General features: G+C 67.4%; 24 protein-coding genes. 2 read left to right on the plus strand and 22 right to left on the minus strand.

All coding sequences use genetic code 11. The features are described 5' to 3' along the window. Position 1: 1 nt before the first annotated feature. The 18 genes from nuoK to ACFWBU_RS02630 all read right to left on the minus strand — a co-directional run bounded on the left by nuoK (position 2) and on the right by ACFWBU_RS02630 (position 18,625). Positions 2–301 (minus strand): NADH-quinone oxidoreductase subunit NuoK, encoded by a 300-nt coding sequence (nuoK, locus tag ACFWBU_RS02545; RefSeq protein WP_169620041.1) that lies wholly within the window; start codon positions 299–301, stop codon positions 2–4. After that, a complete protein-coding gene (locus ACFWBU_RS02550; RefSeq protein WP_378527382.1) occupies positions 298–1,119 on the minus strand; it encodes an NADH-quinone oxidoreductase subunit J in 822 nt (273 codons plus the stop codon). The genes nuoK and ACFWBU_RS02550 overlap by 4 nt, the downstream gene beginning before the upstream one ends. Further along, on the minus strand, positions 1,119–1,667 hold the full coding sequence (gene nuoI / locus ACFWBU_RS02555; protein ID WP_169620043.1) for an NADH-quinone oxidoreductase subunit NuoI: 549 nt from the start codon (positions 1,665–1,667) through the stop codon (positions 1,119–1,121). The genes ACFWBU_RS02550 and nuoI overlap by 1 nt, the downstream gene beginning before the upstream one ends. Beyond that, positions 1,660–2,976, minus strand: coding sequence for an NADH-quinone oxidoreductase subunit NuoH (gene nuoH / locus ACFWBU_RS02560; protein ID WP_169620044.1), 1,317 nt, complete (start codon positions 2,974–2,976; stop codon positions 1,660–1,662). Before nuoH ends, nuoI begins: the two co-directional genes overlap by 8 nt. After that, positions 2,973–5,423 carry an NADH-quinone oxidoreductase subunit G gene (locus tag ACFWBU_RS02565; protein WP_378527383.1) on the minus strand — a complete coding sequence of 817 codons (2,451 nt, stop codon included), beginning with the start codon at positions 5,421–5,423 and terminating at the stop codon, positions 2,973–2,975. The genes nuoH and ACFWBU_RS02565 overlap by 4 nt, the downstream gene beginning before the upstream one ends. Continuing rightward, positions 5,420–7,561, minus strand: coding sequence for an NADH-quinone oxidoreductase subunit NuoF (gene nuoF, locus ACFWBU_RS02570; RefSeq protein WP_296549694.1), 2,142 nt, complete (start codon positions 7,559–7,561; stop codon positions 5,420–5,422). The genes ACFWBU_RS02565 and nuoF overlap by 4 nt, the downstream gene beginning before the upstream one ends. Beyond that, complete coding sequence (gene nuoD / locus ACFWBU_RS02575) at positions 7,558–8,883, minus strand: NADH dehydrogenase (quinone) subunit D (protein ID WP_378527384.1); 1,326 nt, start codon at positions 8,881–8,883, stop codon at positions 7,558–7,560. Before nuoD ends, nuoF begins: the two co-directional genes overlap by 4 nt. Continuing rightward, positions 8,883–9,602, minus strand: coding sequence for an NADH-quinone oxidoreductase subunit C (locus ACFWBU_RS02580; RefSeq protein ID WP_378527386.1), 720 nt, complete (start codon positions 9,600–9,602; stop codon positions 8,883–8,885). The genes nuoD and ACFWBU_RS02580 overlap by 1 nt, the downstream gene beginning before the upstream one ends. After that, complete coding sequence (locus tag ACFWBU_RS02585) at positions 9,599–10,153, minus strand: NuoB/complex I 20 kDa subunit family protein (RefSeq protein ID WP_378527387.1); 555 nt, start codon at positions 10,151–10,153, stop codon at positions 9,599–9,601. Before ACFWBU_RS02585 ends, ACFWBU_RS02580 begins: the two co-directional genes overlap by 4 nt. Positions 10,154–10,244: 91 nt before the next feature. Further along, positions 10,245–10,604 carry an NADH-quinone oxidoreductase subunit A gene (locus ACFWBU_RS02590; RefSeq protein ID WP_169620050.1) on the minus strand — a complete coding sequence of 120 codons (360 nt, stop codon included), beginning with the start codon at positions 10,602–10,604 and terminating at the stop codon, positions 10,245–10,247. Between the two features lie 265 nt (positions 10,605–10,869). Next, complete coding sequence (locus tag ACFWBU_RS02595) at positions 10,870–11,298, minus strand: response regulator transcription factor (protein WP_169620366.1); 429 nt, start codon at positions 11,296–11,298, stop codon at positions 10,870–10,872. A gap of 92 nt (positions 11,299–11,390) precedes the next feature. Next, complete coding sequence (locus ACFWBU_RS02600) at positions 11,391–12,632, minus strand: glycosyltransferase (RefSeq protein ID WP_378527389.1); 1,242 nt, start codon at positions 12,630–12,632, stop codon at positions 11,391–11,393. 598 nt (positions 12,633–13,230) lie between these two features. Continuing rightward, the gene (locus tag ACFWBU_RS02605) at positions 13,231–14,142 is read right to left on the minus strand and encodes a manganese catalase family protein (protein WP_378527390.1); all 912 of its coding nucleotides are present in this window, start codon (positions 14,140–14,142) and stop codon (positions 13,231–13,233) included. Between the two features lie 254 nt (positions 14,143–14,396). Next, entirely contained in the window at positions 14,397–14,657 is a 261-nt protein-coding gene (locus ACFWBU_RS02610; RefSeq protein WP_378527391.1) for a hypothetical protein, read from the minus strand. 233 nt (positions 14,658–14,890) lie between these two features. Next, positions 14,891–15,559, minus strand: a complete 669-nt coding sequence (locus tag ACFWBU_RS02615; protein ID WP_169652918.1) for a methionine ABC transporter permease — start codon at positions 15,557–15,559, stop codon at positions 14,891–14,893. Positions 15,560–15,572: 13 nt separating this feature from the next. Further along, entirely contained in the window at positions 15,573–16,592 is a 1,020-nt protein-coding gene (locus ACFWBU_RS02620) for a methionine ABC transporter ATP-binding protein (RefSeq protein ID WP_378527475.1), read from the minus strand. Next, positions 16,592–17,428, minus strand: coding sequence for a MetQ/NlpA family ABC transporter substrate-binding protein (locus tag ACFWBU_RS02625; protein ID WP_169620055.1), 837 nt, complete (start codon positions 17,426–17,428; stop codon positions 16,592–16,594). The genes ACFWBU_RS02620 and ACFWBU_RS02625 overlap by 1 nt, the downstream gene beginning before the upstream one ends. Positions 17,429–17,599: 171 nt before the next feature. Then, positions 17,600–18,625, minus strand: a complete 1,026-nt coding sequence (locus ACFWBU_RS02630; protein WP_378527393.1) for an isopenicillin N synthase family dioxygenase — start codon at positions 18,623–18,625, stop codon at positions 17,600–17,602. Between the two features lie 345 nt (positions 18,626–18,970). Here ACFWBU_RS02630 and ACFWBU_RS02635 point away from each other — a divergent pair, with 345 nt between their 5' ends. Together ACFWBU_RS02635 and ACFWBU_RS02640 are read left to right on the plus strand one after the other, a co-directional pair. Further along, complete coding sequence (locus ACFWBU_RS02635; protein ID WP_378527394.1) at positions 18,971–19,588, plus strand: DJ-1/PfpI family protein; 618 nt, start codon at positions 18,971–18,973, stop codon at positions 19,586–19,588. Next, positions 19,585–20,055 carry a MarR family winged helix-turn-helix transcriptional regulator gene (locus ACFWBU_RS02640; protein WP_169652922.1) on the plus strand — a complete coding sequence of 157 codons (471 nt, stop codon included), beginning with the start codon at positions 19,585–19,587 and terminating at the stop codon, positions 20,053–20,055. Before ACFWBU_RS02635 ends, ACFWBU_RS02640 begins: the two co-directional genes overlap by 4 nt. A gap of 7 nt (positions 20,056–20,062) precedes the next feature. On the opposite strand, the gene ACFWBU_RS02645 is transcribed toward ACFWBU_RS02640, so the two are convergent. The 4 genes from ACFWBU_RS02645 to ACFWBU_RS02660 form a co-directional block, all read right to left on the minus strand. Continuing rightward, positions 20,063–20,935, minus strand: a complete 873-nt coding sequence (locus ACFWBU_RS02645; protein ID WP_378527396.1) for an acyl-CoA thioesterase — start codon at positions 20,933–20,935, stop codon at positions 20,063–20,065. Continuing rightward, positions 20,932–22,353, minus strand: coding sequence for a pyruvate kinase (gene pyk, locus ACFWBU_RS02650; protein WP_169652924.1), 1,422 nt, complete (start codon positions 22,351–22,353; stop codon positions 20,932–20,934). The genes ACFWBU_RS02645 and pyk overlap by 4 nt, the downstream gene beginning before the upstream one ends. An 84-nt stretch (positions 22,354–22,437) precedes the next feature. After that, a complete protein-coding gene (locus ACFWBU_RS02655) occupies positions 22,438–22,608 on the minus strand; it encodes a hypothetical protein (RefSeq protein ID WP_296550594.1) in 171 nt (56 codons plus the stop codon). Between the two features lie 59 nt (positions 22,609–22,667). After that, positions 22,668–23,372, minus strand: a complete 705-nt coding sequence (locus tag ACFWBU_RS02660) for a phosphodiesterase (RefSeq protein WP_346765062.1) — start codon at positions 23,370–23,372, stop codon at positions 22,668–22,670. Positions 23,373–23,431 lie beyond the last annotated feature (59 nt).

The following is a 23,431-nucleotide window of genomic DNA, read 5'->3' on the forward strand; positions in this document are numbered from 1 at the left end:
GTCAGTATTTGAGAAGATCCGCGTTGTCCACCGAGGCGGAGCGACGAGTCCGGAAGATGGTGACGATGATCGCGAGTCCCACCACCACTTCGGCTGCAGCGACCACCATCGTGAAGAAGGCGAAGACCTGACCGTGCAGGTTGCCGTGCATTCTCGCGAACGTGACGAAGGCGAGATTCGCAGCGTTCAGCATGAGTTCGATGCACATGAAGACAACGATCGCGTTGCGCCGCAACAGCACTCCGGAGGCGCCGATCGTGAACAGCAATGCCGACAGGTAGAGATAGTTCTCCGGATTCACGGCCGTTCCCCCTCGTCACGGTCAGGCCGGGCCTCCCCATGCTTCGCGGGGCCCGGGATGCCGAGATCGGCAGGCCCCCAGCCGCGCCCGATCCGCCGCAACAGCGGACCGACGGAACTGTCCGCGAACGAGCCGTCGGGGAGCATCGCCGGAACGTCGGCGGCGTTGTGCCGGGCATAGACGCCCGGTCCGGGCAGCGGAGTCACCCGGCCGCCGTTGCGGAACCGTTCCTCGGAGAGTTCACGCTGGGTGCGCCGCGGCCCGAGCCGTTCCCGGTGCGCGAGCACCATCGCGCCGATGGTCGCGGTGATCAGCAGAGCGCCGGTGAGTTCGAAGGCCCAGACGTAGTCCAAAAACAGCAGTACGGAGAGTTCTTCGACATTTCCGGCTGCGTCGGCGGAGTCGAAGCCGACAAAGCCCGTCACCGCCGCGTTTCCGAGTCCGCCGATCAGCAGCACCCCGAAGCCGATTCCCACCGCGATGGCGAGAACGCGCTGTGCGCGCAGTGTCTCGACCAGCGAATCCGACGAGTCGATGCCCACGAGCATGAGCACGAACAAGAACAACATCATGACGGCACCGGTGTACACGACCACCTGCACGACACCGAGGAACAACGCTCCCTGGGCGATGTAGAACACGGCGAGCACCACCATGGTCATCGCGAGGAAGATCGCCGAATAGACGGCCTTCGCCGCGCCGACGACGCCGAGTGCACCGATCACCGCGACGGTCGCGAGAATCCAGAACTGAACCCCTTCCCCGGTAGAGGTGCGGGTGAGTTCCTGGGCGAGCAGCATTGTTCCCGGCGCACCCATCACTGTTGCCCTTCCGTCGGAGCCGACGCATCGCTGTCGTCCACCGGCGGGACGGTGCCGCGGTAGTAGTCCTCGTCCGTGGCGCCCGGCGACATGGGATGCGGCGCCGGCTGCATTCCGTCCTGGAGCGGCGCGAGAAGGCGATCCTTGTCGTAGATCAGATCGGTGCGGTTGTCGTCGACCATCTCGTAGTCGTTGGTCATCGTCAGGGCGCGGGTGGGGCACGCCTCGATGCACAGTCCGCAGCCGATACAGCGCAGGTAGTTGATCTGGTAGACGCGTCCGTATCGCTCACCCGGCGAATACCGTTCGCTCTCGGTGTTGTCCGCTCCCTCGACGTAGATGGCGTCGGCCGGGCACGCCCACGCGCAGAGTTCGCACCCGATGCACTTCTCGAGTCCGTCCGCGTACCGATTGAGCTGGTGGCGACCGTGGTAACGCTCGGCGGTCGGATTCTTTTCTTCCGGATAGAACTCGGTGTTGGGCTTTTTGAACATGGTCGAAAAGGTCACGCCGAAACCGGCGAGCGGGCCGAGGAATTCAGACATTGCTCTCCTCCTGGGTTGTGGCCGGCGCACTCGCGGGCAGTTGCCCGGGCAAGGGAGGCACCGGGTATCCGCCCATCGTGGGGTCGTGCCGGACGGGCGGCCCGGCTGTGCCGGTGCCGGGGTCGTTTCGGGGGTCGGCCGCACGACGCCAGCGGTACCCGAGGTACCAGAACGACACCGCCGAGACGGCGATGCCCGCGACGACGAGCGATGCGGTGCCGGGCAGGCGTCCTTCGCCGGCGAGAAGAACGATGACGGCGACCACCATCACCCACACCACGGCGATCGGGATGAGCACCTTCCATCCCAGTGCCATGAACTGGTCGTATCGCAGGCGGGGCAGCGTGGCCCGGAGCCACACGAACACGAACAGCACCAGCCAGATCTTCACGACGAACCACAGCAGCGGCCACCATCCGGTGTTCGCTCCGTCCCAGATGCTCAGCGGCCACGGCGCGCGCCAGCCACCGAGGAACAGCGTGGTGGCCAGCCCGGAGACGGTGATCATGTTGACGTACTCGGCAAGCATGAACATCGCGAACCGGAGCGAGGAGTATTCGGTGTGGAACCCACCGACGAGTTCGCCCTCAGCTTCGGGAAGGTCGAACGGCGCCCGGTTCGTCTCACCGACCATCGACACGCAGTAGATGAGGAATGCGGGCAACAGCAGCAGAGCGAACCAGATCCCCGTCTGCTCGGCGACGATCCCCGACGTCGACATGGTGCCGGCGAGCAGGAAGACGGCGGCGAAACACAGTCCCATCGCGATCTCGTACGAAATGACCTGCGCCGTCGAACGCAATCCGCCCAGCAGCGGGTACGTCGATCCCGACGCCCATCCGGCGAGCACGATCCCGTACACACCGATCGAGGTGACGGCGAGGATGTAGAGCACGGCGACGGGAAGGTCGGTCAGCTGCAGCGGCGTGCGTTCTCCGAACACGGACACCACGGGACCGAACGGGATGACCGCGAAGGCCATGAGCGCGGGGGCGGTCGCGAGCACGGGCGCAAGCAGGTAGAGGGGTTTGTCCACCCCGCTCGGGGTGATGCCTTCCTTGAGACCGAGTTTGATGCCGTCCGCGACGGTTTGCAGCAGTCCCTTCGGTCCGACCCGGTCCGGTCCGACCCGCATCTGCATCCATGCCATGACCTTGCGTTCCGCGAGGATCAGCACGAGCGTGGTGAGCACCAGGAAGGCGAAGACCAGCAGGGCTTTGACGATCACGAGCCACCAGGGGTCGATCCCGAACATCGACAGGTCGACCTCCCGCGCTGTGGGCACGGACCGGTCGGCGGAGATGATCATTGCGGTACCTCCGTATCCGGAAGCGCGGCACGGATACCCACCACGTCACCGGCCGTCGCGGCGAGGCGTTCGTGGACGCCCGCACCGGGCGAGGCCGTCGGGAGCCAGACCACCCGCTCGGGGAGCGCGTCGATCACGAGCGGCAATGTGATCTCACCGCGTTCGGTGAACACCGTGATCGATTCGCCGTCGCGGGCACCGATCTCGGCGGCCGTCGGCTCCGACAGCCGCACGACCGGTACCCGCGCGGTCCCGGCGAGATTCGGCTCGCCGTCCTGGAGCCGTCCCGCGTCGAGCAGCATCCGCCAGGTGGCCAGAACCGCTTCGCCCGGTCCGGGGCGTTCGCGTTCGGTGGGGACGACGTCGGGAAACGGTGCGTCCGGTGCCGGACGGTCACCCACACGGCCGAGTTCGGTTCGCGCCGAGGCGGTATCGGACGCACCGAGATCGATGTCCATGGCGTCGGCGATCGCGTGCAGTACACGCTGGTCGGGCATCGAGTCGGTCTCGCGCAGTGCGATTCCGAAGGGTCGTGCCCTGCCCTCCCAGTCGACGAACGTGCCGGACTTTTCGGCCACGGACGCGACGGGAAATACGACATCGGCACGGTCGGTGACCTCACTGCGGCGCATTTCGAGACTGACGACGAACGGCGCGGCGACGAGCGCCGCCCGCGCCGCGTCCGGGTCGGGCAGATCGGCGATCTCCACCCCGGCGACGACCAGAGCGCCGAGATCGCCCGCTGCCGTGGCCTCGAGTATCGCGGCGGTGTCGCGGCCGGGAACGTCCGGAAGATCGTCCGCCGAAGGCAGATTCCATGCCGCGGCGACCTCGCGTCGCGCGTCGGGGTCGGTGACGGCACGGCCACCGGGAAGCAACGCCGGGAACGCGCCCGCATCGAGTGCGCCGCGTTCCCCGGCGCGCCGCGGGATCCACGCCAGGCGCGCACCCGTGGCGTCGGCGAGTCGGGCGGCGGCGGTGAGTCCGCCCGGGGCACCGGCAAGACGCTCCCCTACGAGAACGAGTGCTCCGTCGCGGCGCAGGAGGTCGGTATCGACATCCTGCCGGTCACCCGAGCGCAGCGCGTCGAGCAGTTCCGCCTCGGTGCCGGGTACGCACCCGAGCACGCGGGCCTGCATTTTCTTCGCACCGGCACCGGCATACGGCGCGACGGTCCAGACCGCGGTGCGCCCGGCCCGGACGGCTTTGCGCAACCGGAGGAACACGATGGGCGATTCCTCTTCGGGTTCGACACCGACCAGGAGCACGACCGGCGCGTTCTCGAGGTCGCGATAGGTGACACCGACGCCGCGTCCCGCGACGCGGGTGGCGAGGAACCGGGTCTCCTCCGCCGAGTGGACCCGGGACCGGAAGTCGATGTCGTTGGTCCGGAGCGCGACGCGGGCGAATTTCGCGTACGTGTAGGCATCCTCCCGGGTGAGCCGCCCGCCGACCAGTACCCCGGCCTTGCCCCGGGCGGCTTTCAGGCCGCGCGCCGCGACCGCCAGTGCCATGGGCCAGGAGGCGGGGACGAGTTCACCCGACTCGTCGCGGACGAGCGGACCGGTGAGCCGGTCGGGCAGCGTGGCGTACGCGAACGCCCACCGGCCCTTGTCGCAGTTCCACTCCTCGTTGACCTCCGGATCGTCGCCGGCGAGTCGCCGGAGCACCACGCCGCGACGATGGTCGGTGCGCTGTGCGCATCCGCTGGCGCAGTGTTCGCACACGCTCGGGCTGGACACGAGATCGAACGGCCTCGCCCGGAACCGGTAGGCGGCGCCGGTGAGCGCTCCGACAGGACAGATCTGCACGGTATTTCCCGAGAAGTACGATTCGAACGGTTCTTCGGTGTAGATGCCGACCTGTTGCCGTGCCCCACGCTCGAGCATGTCGACGAAGGGATCGCCGGCGATCTGGTCCGAGAAGCGGGTGCAGCGCGCGCACAGGACGCAGCGTTCCCGGTCGAGCAGCACCTGCGACGAGATCGCGATCGGCTTGGGGTACGTGCGCTTTTCTTCGATGTACCGAGATTCGGCGCGACCGTTGCTCAATGCCTGGTTCTGCAACGGGCATTCACCACCCTTGTCGCACACCGGGCAGTCGAGCGGATGGTTGATGAGCAGCAACTCCATGACACCGCGCTGCGCTTTGTCCGCCACCGGCGAGGTGGCCTGGCTCCGGACGACCATGCCGTCGGTCACCACGGTGGTGCACGAGGCGAGCGGTTTGCGCTGCCCTTCGACGTCCACCAGGCACTGCCGGCACGCTCCGACCGGGTCGAGCAACGGGTGGTCGCAGAAGCGAGGGATCTGCACGCCGACGAGTTCGGCCGCGCGGATCACCAATGTTCCCTTGGGAACGCGGATTTCGATGTCGTCGATGGTGACGGTGACCTGATCGTCCGCCGGGGCGGCGCCGACCGGGTCCGTTCCTGGAGCTGAACTCATGAAGTCTCCTCGCGTACTGCGCCGGCGGCGAGTGTGGCGCTGTGCGGATCGAAGGGGCAGCAGCCCTGTTCGACGTGCGCGCGGTACTCGTCGCGGAAGTATCCGATCGACGAGGTGATCGGACTCGTCGCGCCGTCGCCGAGTGCGCAGAACGCCCGGCCCAGGATGTTGTCGGAGATGTCGAGCAAGGTGGCGAGGTCCTCTTCGGTGCCCCGGCCCGCCTCGAGCCGCTCGAGGATCTGCACGAGCCACCACGTGCCTTCGCGGCACGGGGTGCACTTCCCGCACGACTCGTGGGCGTAGAACTCACTCCAGCGCAACACCGTCCGGACCACGCACGTCGTGTCGTCGAAGATCTGCAGGGCGCGTGTCCCGAGCATCGACCCTGCGGCGCCGACACTTTCGTAGTCGAGCGGTGTGTCGAGATGCTCGGCGGTGAAGATCGGTGTGGACGATCCGCCCGGAGTCCAGAACTTCAGCTCGTGACCGGAACGGACACCGCCCGCGTACTCGAGCAGTTCGCGCAGCGTGATCCCGAGCGGAGCCTCGTACTGACCCGGGGTCGTGACGTGCCCGGACAAGGAGAACAGGGCGAAGCCCGGAGACTTCTCGGTGCCCATCGACCGATACCACTCGACTCCGTTGCGGATGATCGGCGGCACGTTGGCGATGGATTCGACGTTGTTGACCACGGTGGGGCACGCGTACAGACCCGCGACCGCCGGGAACGGCGGCCGCAGTCGCGGCTGCCCGCGGCGACCTTCGAGCGAGTCGAGCAGCGCGGTTTCCTCACCGCAGATGTAGGCACCGGCGCCGGCGTGCACGACGAGATCGAGGTCGTATCCGGAGCCGAGGATGTCGTTGCCGAGGTACCCGGCGGCGTACGCGTCGGCGACAGCGGCCTGCAACCGCCGCAGTACCGGAACGGCCTCACCGCGGAGGTACACGAACGCGTGCCGCGCGCGGATCGCGTAGGCCGCGATGATCGCTCCTTCGAGGAGGGCGTGTGGAGTGGCGAACAGGAGCGGGATGTCCTTGCAGGTTCCGGGCTCGGATTCGTCGGCGTTGACGACGAGGTAGTGGGGCTTGTCGTCACCCTGCGGAATGAACGACCATTTGGTGCCGGTGGAGAACCCCGCGCCCCCACGCCCGCGCAGGCCCGCGTCCTTGACCGCCGACACCACGGCGTCGGGTTCCATGCCGAGGGCGATCGGCAACGCCTCGTAACCGTGCTGACGGCGGTACGCGTCGAGTGTCCACGCCTCGTCGTCACCCCAGGACCGCGTGAGCACGGGCGTCAGAGCCGTCCCCACGTTCCCGAGATCGCTGTCGGCGCGGGCGTCACCGTCGCGCGGCGCCGGCGGGGCGGCCATACCGCGATCGCGAGCGACGCGCAGACCGGCCAGCGAGGCGCCACCTGCGGTGCCGCCGGCTTCGAGCGCGCCGTCGCGTTCGTCGGGGAATCCGGCGAGCAACCGGGAGGTGTCGCGGAACGTCGTGAGCGCGGCGCCGCGGGTGGGCTGAGGCGGCCGCCCCGCACGGAGGTCGTCGACGAGGTCGACCGCGGACTCCACGGACGCGTTGTCGAACAGTTCCCAGTTGACGGTCATCGCGGGGGCGAAATCGCAGGCGGCGTTGCATTCGATGTGCTCGAGCGTGACCGCACCGTCCTCGGTGGTCTCGCCGTTGGCGACGCCGAGATGATCCCGCACCGCTTCGAAGATCTCGTCACCGCCCATGACCGCGCAGAGCGCGTTCGTGCACACTCCGACGTGGTAGGTGCCGGTGGGCTTGCGCCGGTACATGGTGTAGAAAGTGGCAACCGCAGCGACCTCCGCGCCGGACAATCCCAGTTGCCGGGCGCAGAATTCGAGTCCTGCGGGCGTGATGTAGCTGTCCTCGGCCTGGACGAGGTGCAGCAGCGGAAGCAGGGCGGAGCGGCCGTGGGGGTAGCGGCCGATGATCTCGGCGGCATCCTTCTCGAGCCGGGCGAGCACGTCGTCGGGATAGCTCCGGCGTGCACCGGGGCGCACGATCGAGGCGTCTTCTTCCGGTCGCGGCCCGAGCGGAAGGAAGACCGGTTCCTGCCCTCCGGTGGGAACGGGTGTGTCTCCCTTGTGGACGTATTCGGTGCTCATCGGTCCACCCCACCCATCACCGGATCGATACTCGCGAGCGAGGCGATCACGTCGGACACCATGCCGCCCTCACACATCGCGGCCACCGCCTGGAGGTTCGTGAACGACGGGTCGCGGTAGTGCACCCGGTAGGGCCGTGTGCCGCCGTCGCTGACCATGTGGACCCCCAATTCGCCACGAGGCGACTCGACCGAGACGTACACCTGGCCCGCGGGCACCCGCAGTCCTTCGGTGACGAGCTTGAAATGGTGGATCAGTCCCTCCATGGACGTGCCCATGATCCGGCGGATGTGCTCGGGGGAATTGCCGAGACCGTCGCTGCCGCGGGTGAGTTGCGACGGCCACGCGATCTTCCTGTCCTCCACCATCACCGGGCCCGGGCGCAGCCGGTCGAGACACTGTTCGACGATCTTCAGCGACTCCTTCATTTCACCGATCCGGATCCGGTACCTGCCGTAACAGTCGCTGCCGGTGTCGGTGACCACGTCGAATTCGTAGTTCTCGTATCCGCAGTACGGCTGTGCCTTGCGCAGGTCGTGCGGCAGGCCGGTCGCCCGCAGGATCGGCCCGGTGACCCCCAGCGCCATGCACCCGGTCAGGTCGAGGTAGCCGATACCCCGGGTGCGCGAGATGAAGATCGGGTTGTCGTCGAGAAGCATCTCCATGTCGCGGATCCTCGAGGGCAGGATCGCCAGCAGATCGCGGATCTTCGGGACCGCGTCGGAGGGGAGGTCCTGGACCAGCCCGCCCGGCCGGATGTACGCGTGGTTCATCCGAAGTCCGGTGATGGTTTCGAAGACGTCGAGGATCAGTTCGCGCTCGCGGAAGCCGAACAGCATCGGCGTGGTGGCGCCGAGTTCCATGCCTCCGGTCGCGAGGGCGACCATGTGCGAGGAAATCCGATTGAGTTCCATGAGCATCACCCGGATGACGTCGGCCCGCTCGGGCACGAGGTGGGTGATGTCGAGCAGTTTCTCCACGCCGAGGCAGTACGCAGCCTCGTTGAAGAACGGCGCGAGATAGTCCATGCGGGTGACGAACGTGACGCCCTGCGTCCAGTTGCGGTATTCGACGTTCTTCTCGATACCGGTGTGCAGATAGCCGATACTGCATCGCGCTTCGGTGATGGTTTCGCCGTCGATCTCGAGGACGAGCCGAAGGACGCCGTGCGTGGACGGGTGCTGCGGGCCCATGTTGACCACGATGTGGTCTTCGCCCGCCGCCGCGGCGGCCGTGACGACCTCGTCCCAGTCCTGGCCGGATGCGGTGAGGATGGTGGTGTCGTCACGCGCGCCGCCGGACGTGGCTGCTGTGTCGCTCATCAGCTGTATGCCCTCCGTTCGTCCGGAGGCGCGATGGTGGCGCCCTTGTACTCCACGGGGATCCCGCCGAGCGGGTAGTCCTTGCGCTGGGGATGCCCGGACCAGTCGTCGGGCATCTCGATCCGGGTCAGCGCGGGGTGACCGTCGAACCTGATCCCGAAGAAGTCGTACGTTTCACGCTCGTGCCAGTCGTTGGTCGGATAGATGGCGTAGAGCGACGGGATGTGCGGATCGGACTCGGGCGCAGTGACTTCGAGTCGCACGCGCCGGTTGTGTGTGATGGACATGAGGGCGTACACCGCGTGGAGTTCCCTGCCGGTCTCCTCCGGATAGTGCACCCCGCTGACGCCCAGGCACAGTTCGAACCGCAACGCGGCGTCGTTGCGCAGGGTGAGGGCGACACGCGGCAGATGCTCTCGGCGGACATGGATCGTCATTTCGTCGCGGAAGACGACGATCTTCTCGACCGCGTCGGCGAATCCCTCCCCCGCGGTGGGCGCGAGCGCATCGTCGAGGGCGTCGGCCACGTCGTCGAAATAGCCGCCGTAGGGCCGGGGCGAACTGCCGGGAAGGGTGATCCTCCGTACGAGGCGCCCGTACCCGGAGGTGTCGCCGCTGTCGCGGGCACCGAACATGCCGCGCCGGACATCGATCTGCTCCCTGCCGGTCTCGGGGCCGATCTGTTCCCCGCCGGTCCGAGTGGGGTGTTCGCCCGTCATCGCCGCGGCACCGTCAACTCGATGAGCGGGCGTGCCGAGAGTGCGGCCTCCTCGGCGGCGCGCACAGCGTCCGCGCGGTTGGCACCGAGAGGCATGTGCGCGATCTTCTCGTGCAGCGCCAGAATCGCGTGGATCAGCATTTCCGGGCGCGGGGGGCACCCGGGCAGGTAGATGTCGACCGGCACCACATGGTCGACGCCCTGGACGATGGCGTAATTGTTGAACATGCCGCCCGAGGATGCGCACACCCCCATGGCGAGCACCCATTTGGGTTCGACCATCTGGTCGTAGACCTGGCGCAGCGCCGGCGCCATCTTCTGGCTTACCCGGCCGGCGACGATCATGACGTCGGCCTGCCGGGGGGACGCCCGGAAGGCTTCCATCCCGAATCGTGCGAGGTCGTAGCGGCCTCCCGCGGTGGACATCATTTCGATCGCGCAGCACGCGAGGCCGAAGGACGCCGGCCACAGCGAACCCTTGCGTGCGAATCCTGCGAGGGTTTCGACCGTGCTCAGCAGAAATCCGCTCGGCACCTTCTCCTCGAGACCCATGTTCGACTCCTACCACTTGCGTCGTTGGTGTGGATCACTTTCTCGCGCAGCCACTTCGACGACACCGCCCTCGGCCGGTGCGTCACGCGGGCTACTCCCAGGCGAGTCCTCCGCGTTTCCATTCGTAGGCGTACGCGACGAACACATTGACCATGAACAACCCCATCGCGAGCAGTCCGAACACGCCCAGCGCGTCGAAATTCACCGCCCACGGATACAGGAAGACGATTTCGATATCGAAAATGATGAACAGCATGGCCGTGAGGTAGTACTTGACGGGAAAACGTCCGCCTCCGACGGGCTGCGGTGTCGGATCGATGCCGCATTCGTAGGCTTCGAGCTTGGCACGGTTGTAGCGACTCGGCCCGGCTATCGACGCGACGACCACCGAAAACACCGCGAACGCGACAGCGATCGCTCCCAGCACCAGGATCGGTACATAGACGTTCATCGCCACCTCCGGTTCCGCTGACGTCTCCCGGTCGTGCCGTAGTCACAGAACCTCGGTCCCCGGTGCCCGAGCCCGGCAATCCGGGACAACTCGGTCACATGTGAGCTACCGCACACACACTAGTAGCGTTCGTGCCGCAGTTGTCAGCGATTTCGGATGGAGAATTCCGTCGCGCGTGTCCGCTCGGGAGCGAGGTACGAATGGGGTAGGTTCGTGCGCGCCGTTCGGTACGGAGCGGTCGGTTCGGTATCGGCCCGCGGGCGGTTCAGCGGCCGGCCGGACGCAGCAGTCGTACCACTTCACGGGCGAGCGTCAGTGGATCGATCGGGCGCGTGACGACCGCCTCGGCACGTGACCAGGACGCGAGCCACGCGTCATCGGCTCTGCCCGTGAGCACCACGATCGGTGGGCACGGATCGATCTCGTCCTTGAGCTGTTTCGCGATGCCGAGTCCGCCCGCGGGCGCCGTCTCACCGTCGAGTATCGCGAGGTCGACGTCGCCCGCGTCCATATGTGCGATCACCACCGGCGCGGTGGCCACTTCGAGGTACTCGAACCGGGGCAGGTCGGGGTGCACCCGGTCCCCGAGCGCCGACCTCAACTGCGCGCGCACACCCGCGTCGTCGCTGTAGAGGAGTATCCGCAGCGGCGCGGAGGGGCTGGTGCTGTCGGGCGCGGCGGTCACGCGCCCGATGCTAGAGGCTCACCGGGCGAGCGGGGCGTATCCGGCGGGCGTCGGGACGCGTGTCGCCGGAGGCCGGTCCGAAGCGCTCGCTGCCGCCGGTCTCACAGTGCTCCCGACCGGGAGGCGCCGGCGCGGACCGTGACGGGTTCGGCGAGGGACTGCCGGACAGCGCGTTCGTAGGCACCGACAAGGTCGACGACGGCCCGTCCCCAGGAATAGCGCGTTTCGGCACGATCGCGCCCCGCGACACCGAAAGCGCCGTGCTGCCCCGGATCAGCGATCAGTTCCCGTACGGCCGTAGCGACGGCGTGCGGGGAGCGCGGTGGTACGAGGAGCCCGGTCACCCCGTCGACCACGATGTCGCGCAGGCTCGCGACTGCGGTCGCCACCACCGGGCGTCCGCACGCCATGGCCTCGAGCGCCACGATCCCGAACGGTTCGTACCGCGACGGGCACAGCACCACGTCGGCCGAACGCAACAATGCGGGCATCCTGTCTCGCGTGACGTGCCCCTCCATGTGCACTCGCTCGCGCACCCCGAGTTCGTCGGCGAGCGCGAGCAATCGGTCCGTTTCGTCCGCCGCCGCGTCGTCGTGCGCGGCTCCCCCGGCGATGACGAGTTCGGTGTCGGGCAGCAGCGACAACGCCGTGACGGCGGTGTCGAACCCGTCCTCCGGCGCCGGCCGCCCCGCCGCCACGAGCCGGTACCGTCCACGGGACGACGGGACCGTGCCGAATCCGGCGACGGTGAAGTGGTCGACGTCGACGCCGGACGGGACTACCGATGCCCGCGTTCGTGGCAGACCCATCCGAGACAACTCGAAGACTTGTTCCGAGCACGTCGCGACCACATGATGTGCTCCCTTCGCCAGCACACGTTCGAGCCGCATCCGGCTCGAAAGGTCCATCTCCCCACCGGATTGCAGCGCGGATTCGGCAACGCTGAGGGTGGCGAAGGTCTGCACGGTAGGGAGGGAGAGCGCTCGGGCGGCGAGTTGGGTGGCGATTCCCGATGTCCACGAATGCGCATGCGCGACGTCGGGACGGTGCCGCATCCAGTCCGCTTCCAGGAAGCCTGCGAACGTGCCCATCGTCGGCAGCACTTCGTCTTCCGCCAGCGGGGCTGCCGGGCCCGCGGGTACATGGACCACCGTGTATCCGTGAGCTGTGGTGACGCGTTCGGGGAGATCAGGATTGTCGCGCCGGGTGTAGACGGTCACGTCGTGGCCCGCACGGGCGAGAGCGGCGAACAACTCGGCACTATGCGCTTTCCGGCGGTCCGTGTCCGCACGCCCGCAGGTGGCGAGCGGGCTGATGTCGTCGGATACCATCGCGATTCGCATGATCTTCCTCTTTCTTCTTTCGCGTATTCCGGTGGCCGGTCGGAGTCGGCTACTGCTGCCGACCGCGGCCGTAGCGCCGGTGCTCTCGACAGCGGAGGGGCGCCGCCTCCCACTGCGCGAGCGTTGTGTGCATCCGATGCCGAGCTGAAGACGAGCCGGCGACCTGCGCTGATTCGCGCGGTGACTCCGGAGCGCGCATGCTGACGACACGGTCGGCAGGCACGGGGCTCGGGGCTTTCATCCACCCGTCACCGAGGGCGGGAGCCCATCGGGGGCGTGGAGAACACCTCGTCCAGAGTGCGGCGATGAGCCGTTCGAAATACGTCGGATCCATCAGCAATGTCGCTTTCGCCTCGCCGGTGCCAAGCGCGGCACGCGGTGCATTCGATGCGAGGGCGGCGCACTGCTGGACCGACCTATCGGTACCGGACTTGTACCCGCGGTACGGGAGCACCAAACATGCGACGGGAGGGGCCGACATATGTCGGCCCCTCCCTGGTTCCTGCGCCCGAGCGCCGCTGTGCGTTTCCACTGCGGACCCGAACCACTCCGTGGTGTCCGTGGCCGCCGGGCACCGGCGACCGTCTCCCTCGCCTACTCAGGGTTCGGTGTTGACTGCGTCCTTCATCTTGCCCATCAGCCCCTTCTCCGTGCCCAGCGCAGCCGAACGCGGCTCACCCTGCGACCCGTCATAGGTCGCATACAGCTTCGGATCCGGCGGCGGCGCACTGGCCACATCACCGAGCGGAACCGGATCGGCCAGGAACGACATCGGCGTCGACCCGTCGGGACCGGTACCGTGCGCCCACCGGCCCTGATCCGACGCGACACCGTCCGACAGATGCCACAGGCTCGTGGCATGTTCGGAATGCTCCTCGTCGAACAACGCGTTCGGTGCGATCGGGGACGGCCCGATCCCGTCGGCCTGCAGTTCCTCGATCGCCGCGAGCCACAGATTCTGGTGGTACGTATCGCGCGCCAGGTTGAACTCGAGCATGTCCTTGACACCCGGATCGTCGGTCATGTGATACAAACGCGCGGTTTGTACCCTGCCCTGCGCTTCGGCAGCGACGTTGGCCCGGAAATCGGCGAGCAGGTTGCCGCTCGCGACGATGAACCGTCCGTTCCAGGGCACACCGTTGCTGTCCGACAGCGTCGGTCCGCCGCCGGAGACGATGGCCTGTTGCGGGTCCATCCCGCCGAGCACGGCCGCGACGACGGGGTCGGCGGCGGCGTTCTTGGTCGATTCGGTGGCCGGTGCGCCTTCGAGGAGCCGGGCGACCATGGTGGCGATCATTTCGACGTGGCCGATTTCTTCGGTAGCGACGTCCATGATCATGTCCTTGTACTTGCCGGGCATCCGGCAGTTCCATCCCTGGAACAGGTACTGCATGGTGACGGTCATTTCGCCGTATGCGCCGCCGATGAGTTCTTGGAGTTTGCGGGCGTAGACGGGATCGGGCTTCTCGGGTTTGACGTCGAACTGGAGGTGATCTGTGTGACGGAACAAGGGTTTCACCTTTCAGGAGGTCGGCGCACAGTGCGTGCAGTAGCGGTGTCGTACCACCGCACAACGCGCCCAAACTCCTGGAGCGGATCTGTCCCTTTTCGGTTCGGCCGGTGTCCGTCCCGGCGACTCACGGCGGCGCCCCGGTGCCACACCGGCCGTGACCGTCACCGTGCAGAACGATCCGGAGCGCCCCGGGTGTTGCGGACGCGCTCCGGATACGGAGGCACTCATCAGCCGTGACGGATCTCGAATACTCATGGCGGAGGTGCGATTTCGTGCCGAGCGGGACCATGGACAGTCCCCCGTCCGATGATCGCGCCGGGCGCGATCATCAGGTGCGCCACGATGATGCACGCTCCGATGAGCAGCGACGAGATCAGCCCCACCGAGTACGAACCGGTGAGTGCGGCAGCGACGAAGCCGATGGTGAGCATGCCGGAAAGAACAAGTATGGCGAGCATCCTCCGCTGCGACGACAGCGCGTTCTCGGATGCCTTTCGGCGGTGTGCAGCCATCACGATCTCTCCGTTCCCTCCCTGGAGAACAGTTGCCGGACGCCCCCACGTCCGCACCCCTGCCGACCGATGCCCTTCTCGGTACGACGGTGTGCACCTCCGCTGTCAACGGATTCGGCGTTCTGCTTCCCTTCCGCTCGAAGAGAGCGGGTTTGGTAACGGAAATACTATCAACTGTGACATACGTCTCGCAATCGATTAGTGACTCGTCACCGGCCTGTATCTGTCGACGATCACCGCCGGTGCGCGTAGGCCCGGATGATGCCGTCGCCGACCGATTGCATGATCTGCACCATCACGATCAGCACGACCACGGCAACCAGAAGCACCGGCGTGTTGAACCGCTGGTAGCCGTACACGATCGCGAAGTCGCCGAGTCCGCCACCGCCGATGACACCGGCCATGGCGGAGTACCCGACGAGAAGGACCAGGGTGAGCGTCGCGCCGGCCACGAGAGGCGAGACGGCTTCGGGCAGGAGAACCTTCCGCACGATCTGCCCGGTCGACGCTCCCATCGCCTGGGCTGCTTCGACCCGGCCGCGCGGCACCTCCCGCAGCGCGGATTCGACAATCCGCGCGAAGAACGGGATGGCCCCGATGGTGAGCGGGACGATCGCCGCCGTCGGGCCGATCGCTGTACCGACGATCGCCCGGGTGACTCCGATCAGCGCGATGAGCAGGATCAGGAACGGCAACGACCGGAACAGGTTCACGATCACACCGAGCACCGTGTTGAGCGTCCGCCGCGGCAGGAGGCCCGACGGGGAGGTGACCTGCAGGACGATGCCCACCAGCACTCCCCCGATCACCGTGAGCACGAACGACACCGTGACCATGTACAGCGTTTCGAGGGTCGCCTCCCACACTTCGGGCAAGGAGTCGTACCACGTGAGCTTGTTCATCGCGGATGTGACCTCATTCGGTGAGTCCCTCCAGTTCGGTCCCCGCGCCCCACGACAGGGTCAGGTGCGGGTGCTGGTCCACGAATCGTTCGACCCGGGCGTGGTCGGTGTCCGTCGTGAATCGCAAACGCATCCGGCCGACGGTCACGTCGCCCACCTGCTCGACGCGCCCGCCGACGACGGCGATATCGGCGTCCGCAGCCCGGATCATCTGGGACAGCCACGGCCCGTGCGCCGCGTCTCCGATCGCCGTGACCACTGCGGTGTCGGCGCTCGACCCCAGAGAGGGGTCGTCACCGACCGGCAACATCGCGGCACCGAGCGCAGAGTCGGGTGAGGCGACGAGGTCGGTGATGCGCCCGGTCTCCACGATCCGGCCGGCTTCGAGTCGCGCCGCCGACGTGCAGATTCTGCGTAGCACCCCGAGTTCGTGGGTGATCACCACAACCGTCACGCCCAGGGTGCGGTTCACCTCGGCGACGAGGTCGAGAACCTGCTCGGTGGTGTCGGGGTCGAGGGCGCTGGTCGCTTCGTCGCACAGCAGCACCTCGGGTTCTGCGGCGAGCGCGCGCGCAATGCCGACGCGTTGCTGCTGGCCGCCCGACAACTGGGACGGGTAGCTCTTCTCCTTGCCGGACAGGCCGACGAGGTCGATCAGCGACGCCGCGCGGGCGCGCCGCTCGTCCTTGCCCAAGCCGGCGAGCTCGAGTGGCAACTCGATGTTGCGGAGGACGGTGCGCGAATGCAGCAGGTTGAACTGCTGGAAGACGGTGCCGATCCGGCGCCGGGCGGAGCGCAGTTCGGCCCCGGAGAGAGTCGACAGGTCGTCCCCGCCGAGAAGGATCCGACCCGACGTGGGCTTTTCGAGGAGGTTCAGGCACCGGAGAAGAGTGGATTTACCCGATCCGGACGGACCCACGATGCCGAAGATCTCTCCGTCCGGGATGTCGAGAGAAACCCCTCGCAACGCCGCGACCTCCCCGGCGCCACCGGCGCCGGGGAAGGTCTTGACGAGGTTGTCGACGACGATCATCAGTTCGTGGGCTGGACCGGAACGACGGAACCCGAGTAGGTCTCCTCGATCCACGCAGCGGTTTCCGGCGACTCGAGAGCGTCCGCGAGTGCGACCACCGCGGGGTCGTTCTCGTTCTCGGCGCGCACAACGAGCAGGTTGGAGAAGGGGTTGCCGTCGACCTGCTCGGTGACGATGCCGTCCTCGGCCGGGGTGAGTCCGGCCTCGAGGGCGTAGTTGGAGTTGATGACGGCGGCGGTGACCTGCGCGTCGTCGAGCTGACGCGCGAGCTGGGGCCGCTCGATCGCCAGGAACTTCAGGTTCTTCGGATTCGCGGTGATGTTCGATTCGGTGACCACCGACAGATCTGCCTGGTCGAACGGCACGTCCATCTCGATCAGCCCGGCCGATTCGAGCAGGTACAGCGCGCGGGCGTAGTTGGTGGTGTCACGCGGCACCGCGATGGTGTCGCCGTCCTTCAACTCGTCGAGCGACCCGATCTTGTTGGAGTACAGGCTCAGCGGCTCGAGGTGCACGTCTGCAACAGCGACGAGATCGTCGACACCGTTCTGCTTCTGCCAGTCGATCAGGTACGGCTCGTGCTGGAAGAAGTTCGCGTCCACGTCACCGGCTTCGAGCAACTCGTTGGGATCGACCTCGCCGGTGATGTCGAGGATGTCGAGCTGGTAGTCGCCGAGCGCACCGGTGCTCACGAGGTGATCGAGGATCTCGACGTGCGGCGTGGACGAGGCCGAGATCCGCAGGGTGTTCTCGTCTCCTCCGGACGACGAGCAGGCTGCCAGGCCGAGGGCGAGGGTGAAAGCGGTGGTCGCGACGACGGTACGACGCAGGAACATCGGGTACTACCTTCCGTTGTGGAACTGCCGGTGCTCGGCAGGGTGGAACTGTGGGAGCGCCCCGGACGACGCGGGATCACGCAGTCCGGACGGGTCGGCTCTCAGGCTACGGCGGACGTGTGGTCGGGCCGGACGAATCCGGCGGTGCGGGGGCGGCAGGCGACGACGCGGTCATCGGCCGAGTTCGAACGAGCGGAGCAACTCCGCGTGGTACCGCTCGGTGACATTGGGATGAGCACGCAACCGGGATTTGAGCGCGTTCAGTCCGTACACCGCGTGCAGCGCTCCGCCGTGCGCGTCGTGTCCCACGCCCCGCGCCGCGGCCGCCAGATGATCCGGCAGCGGGAGGGTGGGCAGCGCTTTGTCGAGTGCGGGATTGAGGAAGAACGGCAGGGACACCCGATCCGTTCCTGTCGACGGCGGTTCGACGCGGTGGACGGTCGCCGTGAGATATCCGCCGGTGGCCACCTCGAGCAGTTCGCCGATGTTGACGAGGAGGTGCCCCGGGAGCGGATCGACCTCGAACCATGCGCCGTCGCGCTGCACCTGAAAGCCGGTGCTCCCGGGCTCGGGGTACAGAAGGGTCAGCGCGCCGACATCCTTGTGGCTGCCCACTCCCTGGTCGGTCACCGATCGATCGTGGCCGGGATAGCGCACGATCTTGAGCAACGGGTCCGGGTGGGCGAAGGCCTCGTCGAAGAAATCTGCGGGGGCCCCCAGGGATTCGGCCCAGGCGCGCAGCAAGCGGAGACCGACCACCTGGAGCCGGTCCATCCACTCCACTGCTGCCGGGCGCAACTGCGGAACCTGCGCGGGCCACAGGTTCGGTCCGTGGAGCATCTCCCAGGGACGCGCCGGATCGAACTCGGCGACGGCGTCGCGTTCCGGCCCGATGTCGAGTTGTTCGCGCCAGTCGACGTGGCCCTGGGTGCGCTCACCGCCGACCCGGGTGTAACCGCGGAAGTGTGGTGAGTGGCTGTTCTCGACCTCGAGTTTGGCGGCGTCGGGAAGCGCGAAGAACTCGCGGGAGGCAGCAATCAGGCGATCGGCCGCCGCGGGATCGATTCCGTGGCCGGCGAGGTGGAAGAAGCCGATCTCGTGCGTGACGGTGCGAAGACGGTCGAGCGCAGCATCGCGTGTTTCGGGTGCATCGAAGTCGGCGAGATCGATGACGGGAAGTGCCGTCGAATCGGACATGCGGAGGATCCTTTCGAACCGTCGCGGACTCGGGTGACGAGGCCAACGGCGCACGGTTCGGGGGACGGATTTCGGGCACGGCTCCCGAGGGGGACCTATGCCCCGGTCGGGGGTATCAGCGGCAGGCGCAACAACACGACGGGGCGGCGACGCCCGCACGTGTGTGCATGTCCTGTGCTCGATTCATGCCGAACATGTCCCCTCCGATGGGTCGGGCTCGACCCTAGACGACAGCAAAACCACCGAGTGGTCGATACGAGGCTAATCGTCGACGCGGCGGTCGGGCAAATCGTCCATCGACGGCATACCATTGACAGCACGCTGTCATGCTGACAGCATACTGTCATGGATGGCATCGTGTACTTCGCCGTGTACGACACGCTCGCCGACTGGGAGATCGGATACGCGATGTCGGGCATCGCAGATCCCGACTTCCAACGTCAGCCGGGGCGCTACAGCGTCCGCACCGTCTCGACCGGACGCGACCCGGTCACCACCATGGGCGGCCTCCGCATCGTGCCGGATGTCACACTCGACGAGGTGGATCCGCCCTCCTCCGCAATGCTCGTGCTCGCCGGCAACAACATCTGGCCCACCGAGGCCTTCACTCCGTTCACCGACAAAGCGAGAGAGTTCCTCGACGCGGGCGTCCCGGTCGCCGCGATGTGCGGAGCGACCGGCGGACTCGCGCGGGCGGGGCTGCTCGACGACCACGCCCACACGAGCAATGCGAGGGAATTCTTGGAGAGCGTCGGATACGGCGGCGCACACCTCTATCGCGACGACCTCGCCGTCACCGACCGGGACCTCCTCACCGCGAGCGGCATAGCGCCGGTCGAGTTCGCCCGCGCCATCTTCGAGCGTCTCGATCTGTACACACCCGAGGTGCTCACCGCCTGGTACAAGCTCTACGGCGAGCACGACCCGTCGGGATACTACGGACTGACGGCACACGAGGGATGAGCACGACCGAAACCTCGATTCCGGAACTGCTCAGCGCCGCCGCGTTGACGTCGTTCCGCCTCAACGGCCAGTTCCTGGACCTCGCGGACACCCTCGCCGCACCCGCGGGTCTGACCGCCTCGCGCTGGCAGGTACTCGGCGCCGTACTCACCACGCCGCTGCCCGTCGCGGGGATCGCACGCGAGATGGGTATCACCCGCCAGAGCGTGCAGCGCATCGCGGATCTGCTCGTCGAGCAGGGTCTCGCGGAATACCGGCCGAACCCGGCGCATCGCCGCGCGAAGCTGGTCGCCGCGACGCCGGCGGGTCTCGAGGCGGTCGCACAGATCGGCCCCGCGCACGCGACGGCCGCGCGCCGTCTGTGCGACGAGATGGGCTGCGACGACTTCGAGGAGGCCGTGTCGGCGCTGCGACGGTTGTCGGCGGCGCTCGAGCGGATGACCGGCGATTCCGGCGACCGCGCGTGAGCGTCGCTCAGCGACGGGACGGGAAGTGCCGCACCAGACCTTCCTGCACGACCGTCGCGACGAGTTGCCCGTCGAGGTCGAAGTACCGGCCCGTCGCCATCCCGCGCGACCCGGCCGCGACCGGCGACTCGGTGGCGTAGAGATGCCAGTCGTCGAATCGGAGCGGGCGGTGGAACCAGATCGAATGATTGACGGTGGCCGCGACGATCCGGTCGAGACCCCACGACAATCCGTGCGTGGTCAGAATCGAGTCGAGGACCGTGGTGTCGGAACTGTAGGCCAGAGTCGCCGCGTGCAGCAGCGCATCGCCGGGCATCTCACCGTCGGGACGCATCCAGACACGGTTGTGGTTGAGCTTCTCGCCGGTGCCCCGCAGCACCCATGCGGGGTCGTTCGCGTACCGCATGTCGATGGGCTTGAGTGCCCCCGCGAAGTACGGCAACTGTGCCTCGAACCCCTGCAACCGCTCCCCGATGGATGGAAGTGTTTCCGGCAGAGGAACTTCCGGAACCCCGACGGAATGCTCGAGTCCCTTCCCCCAGCGCTGGAACGCCGCGAGCATGACGAACAGTTCCTGCCCGTCCTGGTAGGCGGTCACCATCCGGTTCGCGAAGTCACGACCGTCACGGTGCCGCGCGACCCGGTACTCGATGGGCGCCTTGACGTTTCCGCCCCGGATGAAGTGCGCGTTGATAGCGTGTACCGGCCGGTCTCCGACCGTGCGCCCCGCCGCGACGAGCGCCTGCGCGACGAGCTGCCCTCCGAACGTCCGGGCACCGACCTGCGGGGGATGTTCGCCGCGGAGCACGTCCTCCCCGGTCTGCTCGAGATCGAACAGTCCGAGGAGGACGTGGAGATCCGACGTGTCGACACCCGTCACCGGGTGTCCTTCTCCCCCAGCCGGTGTACGTGGATCAGGTTGGTCGAACCCGTCCGTCCCGGAGGGGCACCTGCGACGATCACCACGAGATCGCCACGCTGGTAACGCCCGAGCGAGAGCAGCGCCGCGTCGACCTGCTCGACCATCTGGTCGGTGGTGTCCACCGGCGGCACGGAGAACGTTTCGGTGCCCCACGTCAGTGCCAGCTGATTGCGAATACTCGGCGCGGGCGTGAAGGCGAGCAGCGGGAGCCTTGTGTGCAGCCGCGCGAGTCGGCGCACCGTGTCGCCCGATTGCGTGAACGCGACGAGTGCGCTCGCATCGAGCCGCTCGCCGATGTCGCGGGCCGCATACGAAATGACGCCGCGTTTCGTGCGGGGCACGTGGGTCAGCGCGGGAACGTCGGTCGAATCCGATTCGACGGCCGCGATGATGCGCGCCATCGTCTTGACGGTCTCGATCGGGAACTTGCCCACCGAGGTCTCGCCGGACAGCATGACGGCGTCGGCGCCGTCGAGTACGGCGTTCGCGACGTCGGATGCCTCCGCGCGGGTCGGGCGGGAATTCTCGATCATCGACTCGAGCATCTGCGTCGCGACGATCACGGGCTTGGCGTTCTCCCGGGCGATCTGGATCGCGCGCTTCTGCACCAGCGGGACCTCTTCGAGCGGCAGTTCCACACCGAGGTCGCCGCGAGCGACCATCACCGCGTCGAATGCCAGCACGACCGCTTCGAGGTTCTCGATCGCTTCGGGCTTCTCGAGCTTGGCGATGACCGGGACACGCCGGCCGACACGATCCATGATCTCGTGCACGAGTTCGATGTCGGCCGGGGAACGCACGAACGACAGAGCGATGAAGTCGACACCGAGCTGCAGCGCGAATTCGAGGTCGGCGATGTCCTTTTCGGACAGCGCCGGAACGGAGACGTTCATCCCGGGCAGGGAGACGCCCTTGTTGTTGCTGACCGGGCCGCCCTCCGTCACGCGGCAGACCACGTCGTTTCCTTCGACGGATTCGACCACGAGGCCGACCTTGCCGTCGTCGACGAGCAACCGGTCGCCGGCGACCGCGTCCTGCGCGAGTTCCTTGTACGTGGTCGAGACGCGGTCGTGGGTGCCTTCGACGTCGTCGACGGTGATGCGGACGAGTTCACCGTTGTTCCAGACGGTGGGGCCGTCGGCGAATCGGCCCAGACGAATCTTGGGTCCCTGGAGGTCGGCGAGCACGCCGACGGCCTTGCCGGACGACTCGGCGGCGGCACGAACGTGGTTGTACTGGAGCTCGTGATCGGCGTGATCTCCGTGGCTGAAGTTCAGCCGCGCCACATCCATGCCGGCGTCGACGAGTTCCCGGAGGACGTCGGGGTCCGAGGTAGCCGGGCCCATTGTGCATACGATCTTGGTACGTCGGGTCACGCCTCGAGCCTAGCCCCCATGGTGCGCGCCCACCATCGGAGTCCGTAACCCGCACGCGCGCACCCGGAGCGGCAGCCCGGTGTGTCAGTCCTTCTGGTCCTCTGCTATTTCGGGTGCGTTCTCCCTGGTCGCCATCCCGCCGGTCCCGCCTTCGTCGGCGGGTCCGGGCCGGCCGCCCTTGGGTTCGCGGGCGTGCGACGCGCTCTCGTCGGTCGTCTTGCCGGGGCCGTCCGAACGATTCTTCTTCTCTGCCATCACGTCGTCTCCTCATCTACCGGATACATGGACACCGTCGGTCTCACGCGTCGAGAACCTCACGCATCGAGGGAGGCTGCCCGTCCCGCGCGGCTGCCGCGATACGCGTCCCGGCGAATCTCTGCGACGAAGTCGGGCCACATCCGCAACGTAGGGGGACAGTGCACCACCGGGTCGAACGAGGTCATCTCGGAATCGTCCACCGCGAGTCGCGAGGTGAGGGTGACATTCCCGAACGGGAGTGCCGCGCCCCGCGCCGGCGCCCAGCCGAGCGAGAAGACGAGCGGTGCCACCTCGGGCCGGAGATCGTCCGCCGATGTGGTGTTCGGCTGCCGTCCCACGGGCGTCGCGAGGACCCATCGCACCCGGTCGTCCCCGTATCTGCGGTACGCGGCGAGGCTGCTGTAGCGCGCGCTCCCCCAGCCGCGCACCGGGAGCAGTACCGCCCGCGCCGGGAGATACGAGGTCGCGAGCAGCAGATCCCAGGGACCCGATTCCAGGGAGACCCGCAGCGCGAGACCGAGAATGTCGGGAACGCCGGCGGGCAGCCCGATGCCCCGGGAAAGCCGGCCGGTGACGGCATAGCGCCCCGGAGGCACGGGCCCGCCGTCCACCCGTACGTCCAGGTGGCCGCGGAACAACGCGCCTTCGGGGTGGAACGCTCGCGCACCCCGCAGCGCCGAGGCGGCCCGGAACACTCCGGACACGGCCGAACGCAGGGGTCCTGCGGATCGGGTGCGGCTGGAAAGATCGAGGGGCGACACGGACCGCGTATACCCGGTGCGGTCGGGTTCAATCCTGGCCGTCCGGTCCGGGCCGGAGG

The sequence above is a fragment of the Rhodococcus sp. NPDC060084 genome (assembly GCF_042730335.1).
Taxonomy (GTDB): Bacteria; Actinomycetota; Actinomycetes; order Mycobacteriales; family Mycobacteriaceae; genus Rhodococcus.

Excerpts from the sequence above, each read along its gene's own strand:
- ACFWBU_RS02550 (WP_378527382.1), bottom strand. The coding sequence starts at position 1,119 with ATGGGTGCGCCGGGAACAATGCTGCTCGCCCAGGAACTCACCCGCACC.
- nuoI (WP_169620043.1), bottom strand. The coding sequence starts at position 1,667 with ATGTCTGAATTCCTCGGCCCGCTCGCCGGTTTCGGCGTGACCTTTTCG.
- nuoH (WP_169620044.1), bottom strand. The coding sequence starts at position 2,976 with ATGATCATCTCCGCCGACCGGTCCGTGCCCACAGCGCGGGAGGTCGAC.
- ACFWBU_RS02565 (WP_378527383.1), bottom strand. The coding sequence starts at position 5,423 with ATGAGTTCAGCTCCAGGAACGGACCCGGTCGGCGCCGCCCCGGCGGAC.
- nuoF (WP_296549694.1), bottom strand. The coding sequence starts at position 7,561 with ATGAGCACCGAATACGTCCACAAGGGAGACACACCCGTTCCCACCGGA.
- nuoD (WP_378527384.1), bottom strand. The coding sequence starts at position 8,883 with ATGAGCGACACAGCAGCCACGTCCGGCGGCGCGCGTGACGACACCACC.
- ACFWBU_RS02580 (WP_378527386.1), bottom strand. The coding sequence starts at position 9,602 with ATGACGGGCGAACACCCCACTCGGACCGGCGGGGAACAGATCGGCCCC.
- ACFWBU_RS02585 (WP_378527387.1), bottom strand. The coding sequence starts at position 10,153 with ATGGGTCTCGAGGAGAAGGTGCCGAGCGGATTTCTGCTGAGCACGGTC.
- ACFWBU_RS02590 (WP_169620050.1), bottom strand. The coding sequence starts at position 10,604 with ATGAACGTCTATGTACCGATCCTGGTGCTGGGAGCGATCGCTGTCGCG.
- ACFWBU_RS02600 (WP_378527389.1), bottom strand. The coding sequence starts at position 12,632 with ATGCGAATCGCGATGGTATCCGACGACATCAGCCCGCTCGCCACCTGC.
- ACFWBU_RS02610 (WP_378527391.1), bottom strand. The coding sequence starts at position 14,657 with ATGGCTGCACACCGCCGAAAGGCATCCGAGAACGCGCTGTCGTCGCAG.
- ACFWBU_RS02615 (WP_169652918.1), bottom strand. The coding sequence starts at position 15,559 with ATGAACAAGCTCACGTGGTACGACTCCTTGCCCGAAGTGTGGGAGGCG.
- ACFWBU_RS02620 (WP_378527475.1), bottom strand. The coding sequence starts at position 16,592 with ATGATCGTCGTCGACAACCTCGTCAAGACCTTCCCCGGCGCCGGTGGC.
- ACFWBU_RS02625 (WP_169620055.1), bottom strand. The coding sequence starts at position 17,428 with ATGTTCCTGCGTCGTACCGTCGTCGCGACCACCGCTTTCACCCTCGCC.
- ACFWBU_RS02630 (WP_378527393.1), bottom strand. The coding sequence starts at position 18,625 with ATGTCCGATTCGACGGCACTTCCCGTCATCGATCTCGCCGACTTCGAT.
- ACFWBU_RS02635 (WP_378527394.1), top strand. The coding sequence starts at position 18,971 with ATGGATGGCATCGTGTACTTCGCCGTGTACGACACGCTCGCCGACTGG.
- ACFWBU_RS02640 (WP_169652922.1), top strand. The coding sequence starts at position 19,585 with ATGAGCACGACCGAAACCTCGATTCCGGAACTGCTCAGCGCCGCCGCG.
- ACFWBU_RS02655 (WP_296550594.1), bottom strand. The coding sequence starts at position 22,608 with ATGGCAGAGAAGAAGAATCGTTCGGACGGCCCCGGCAAGACGACCGAC.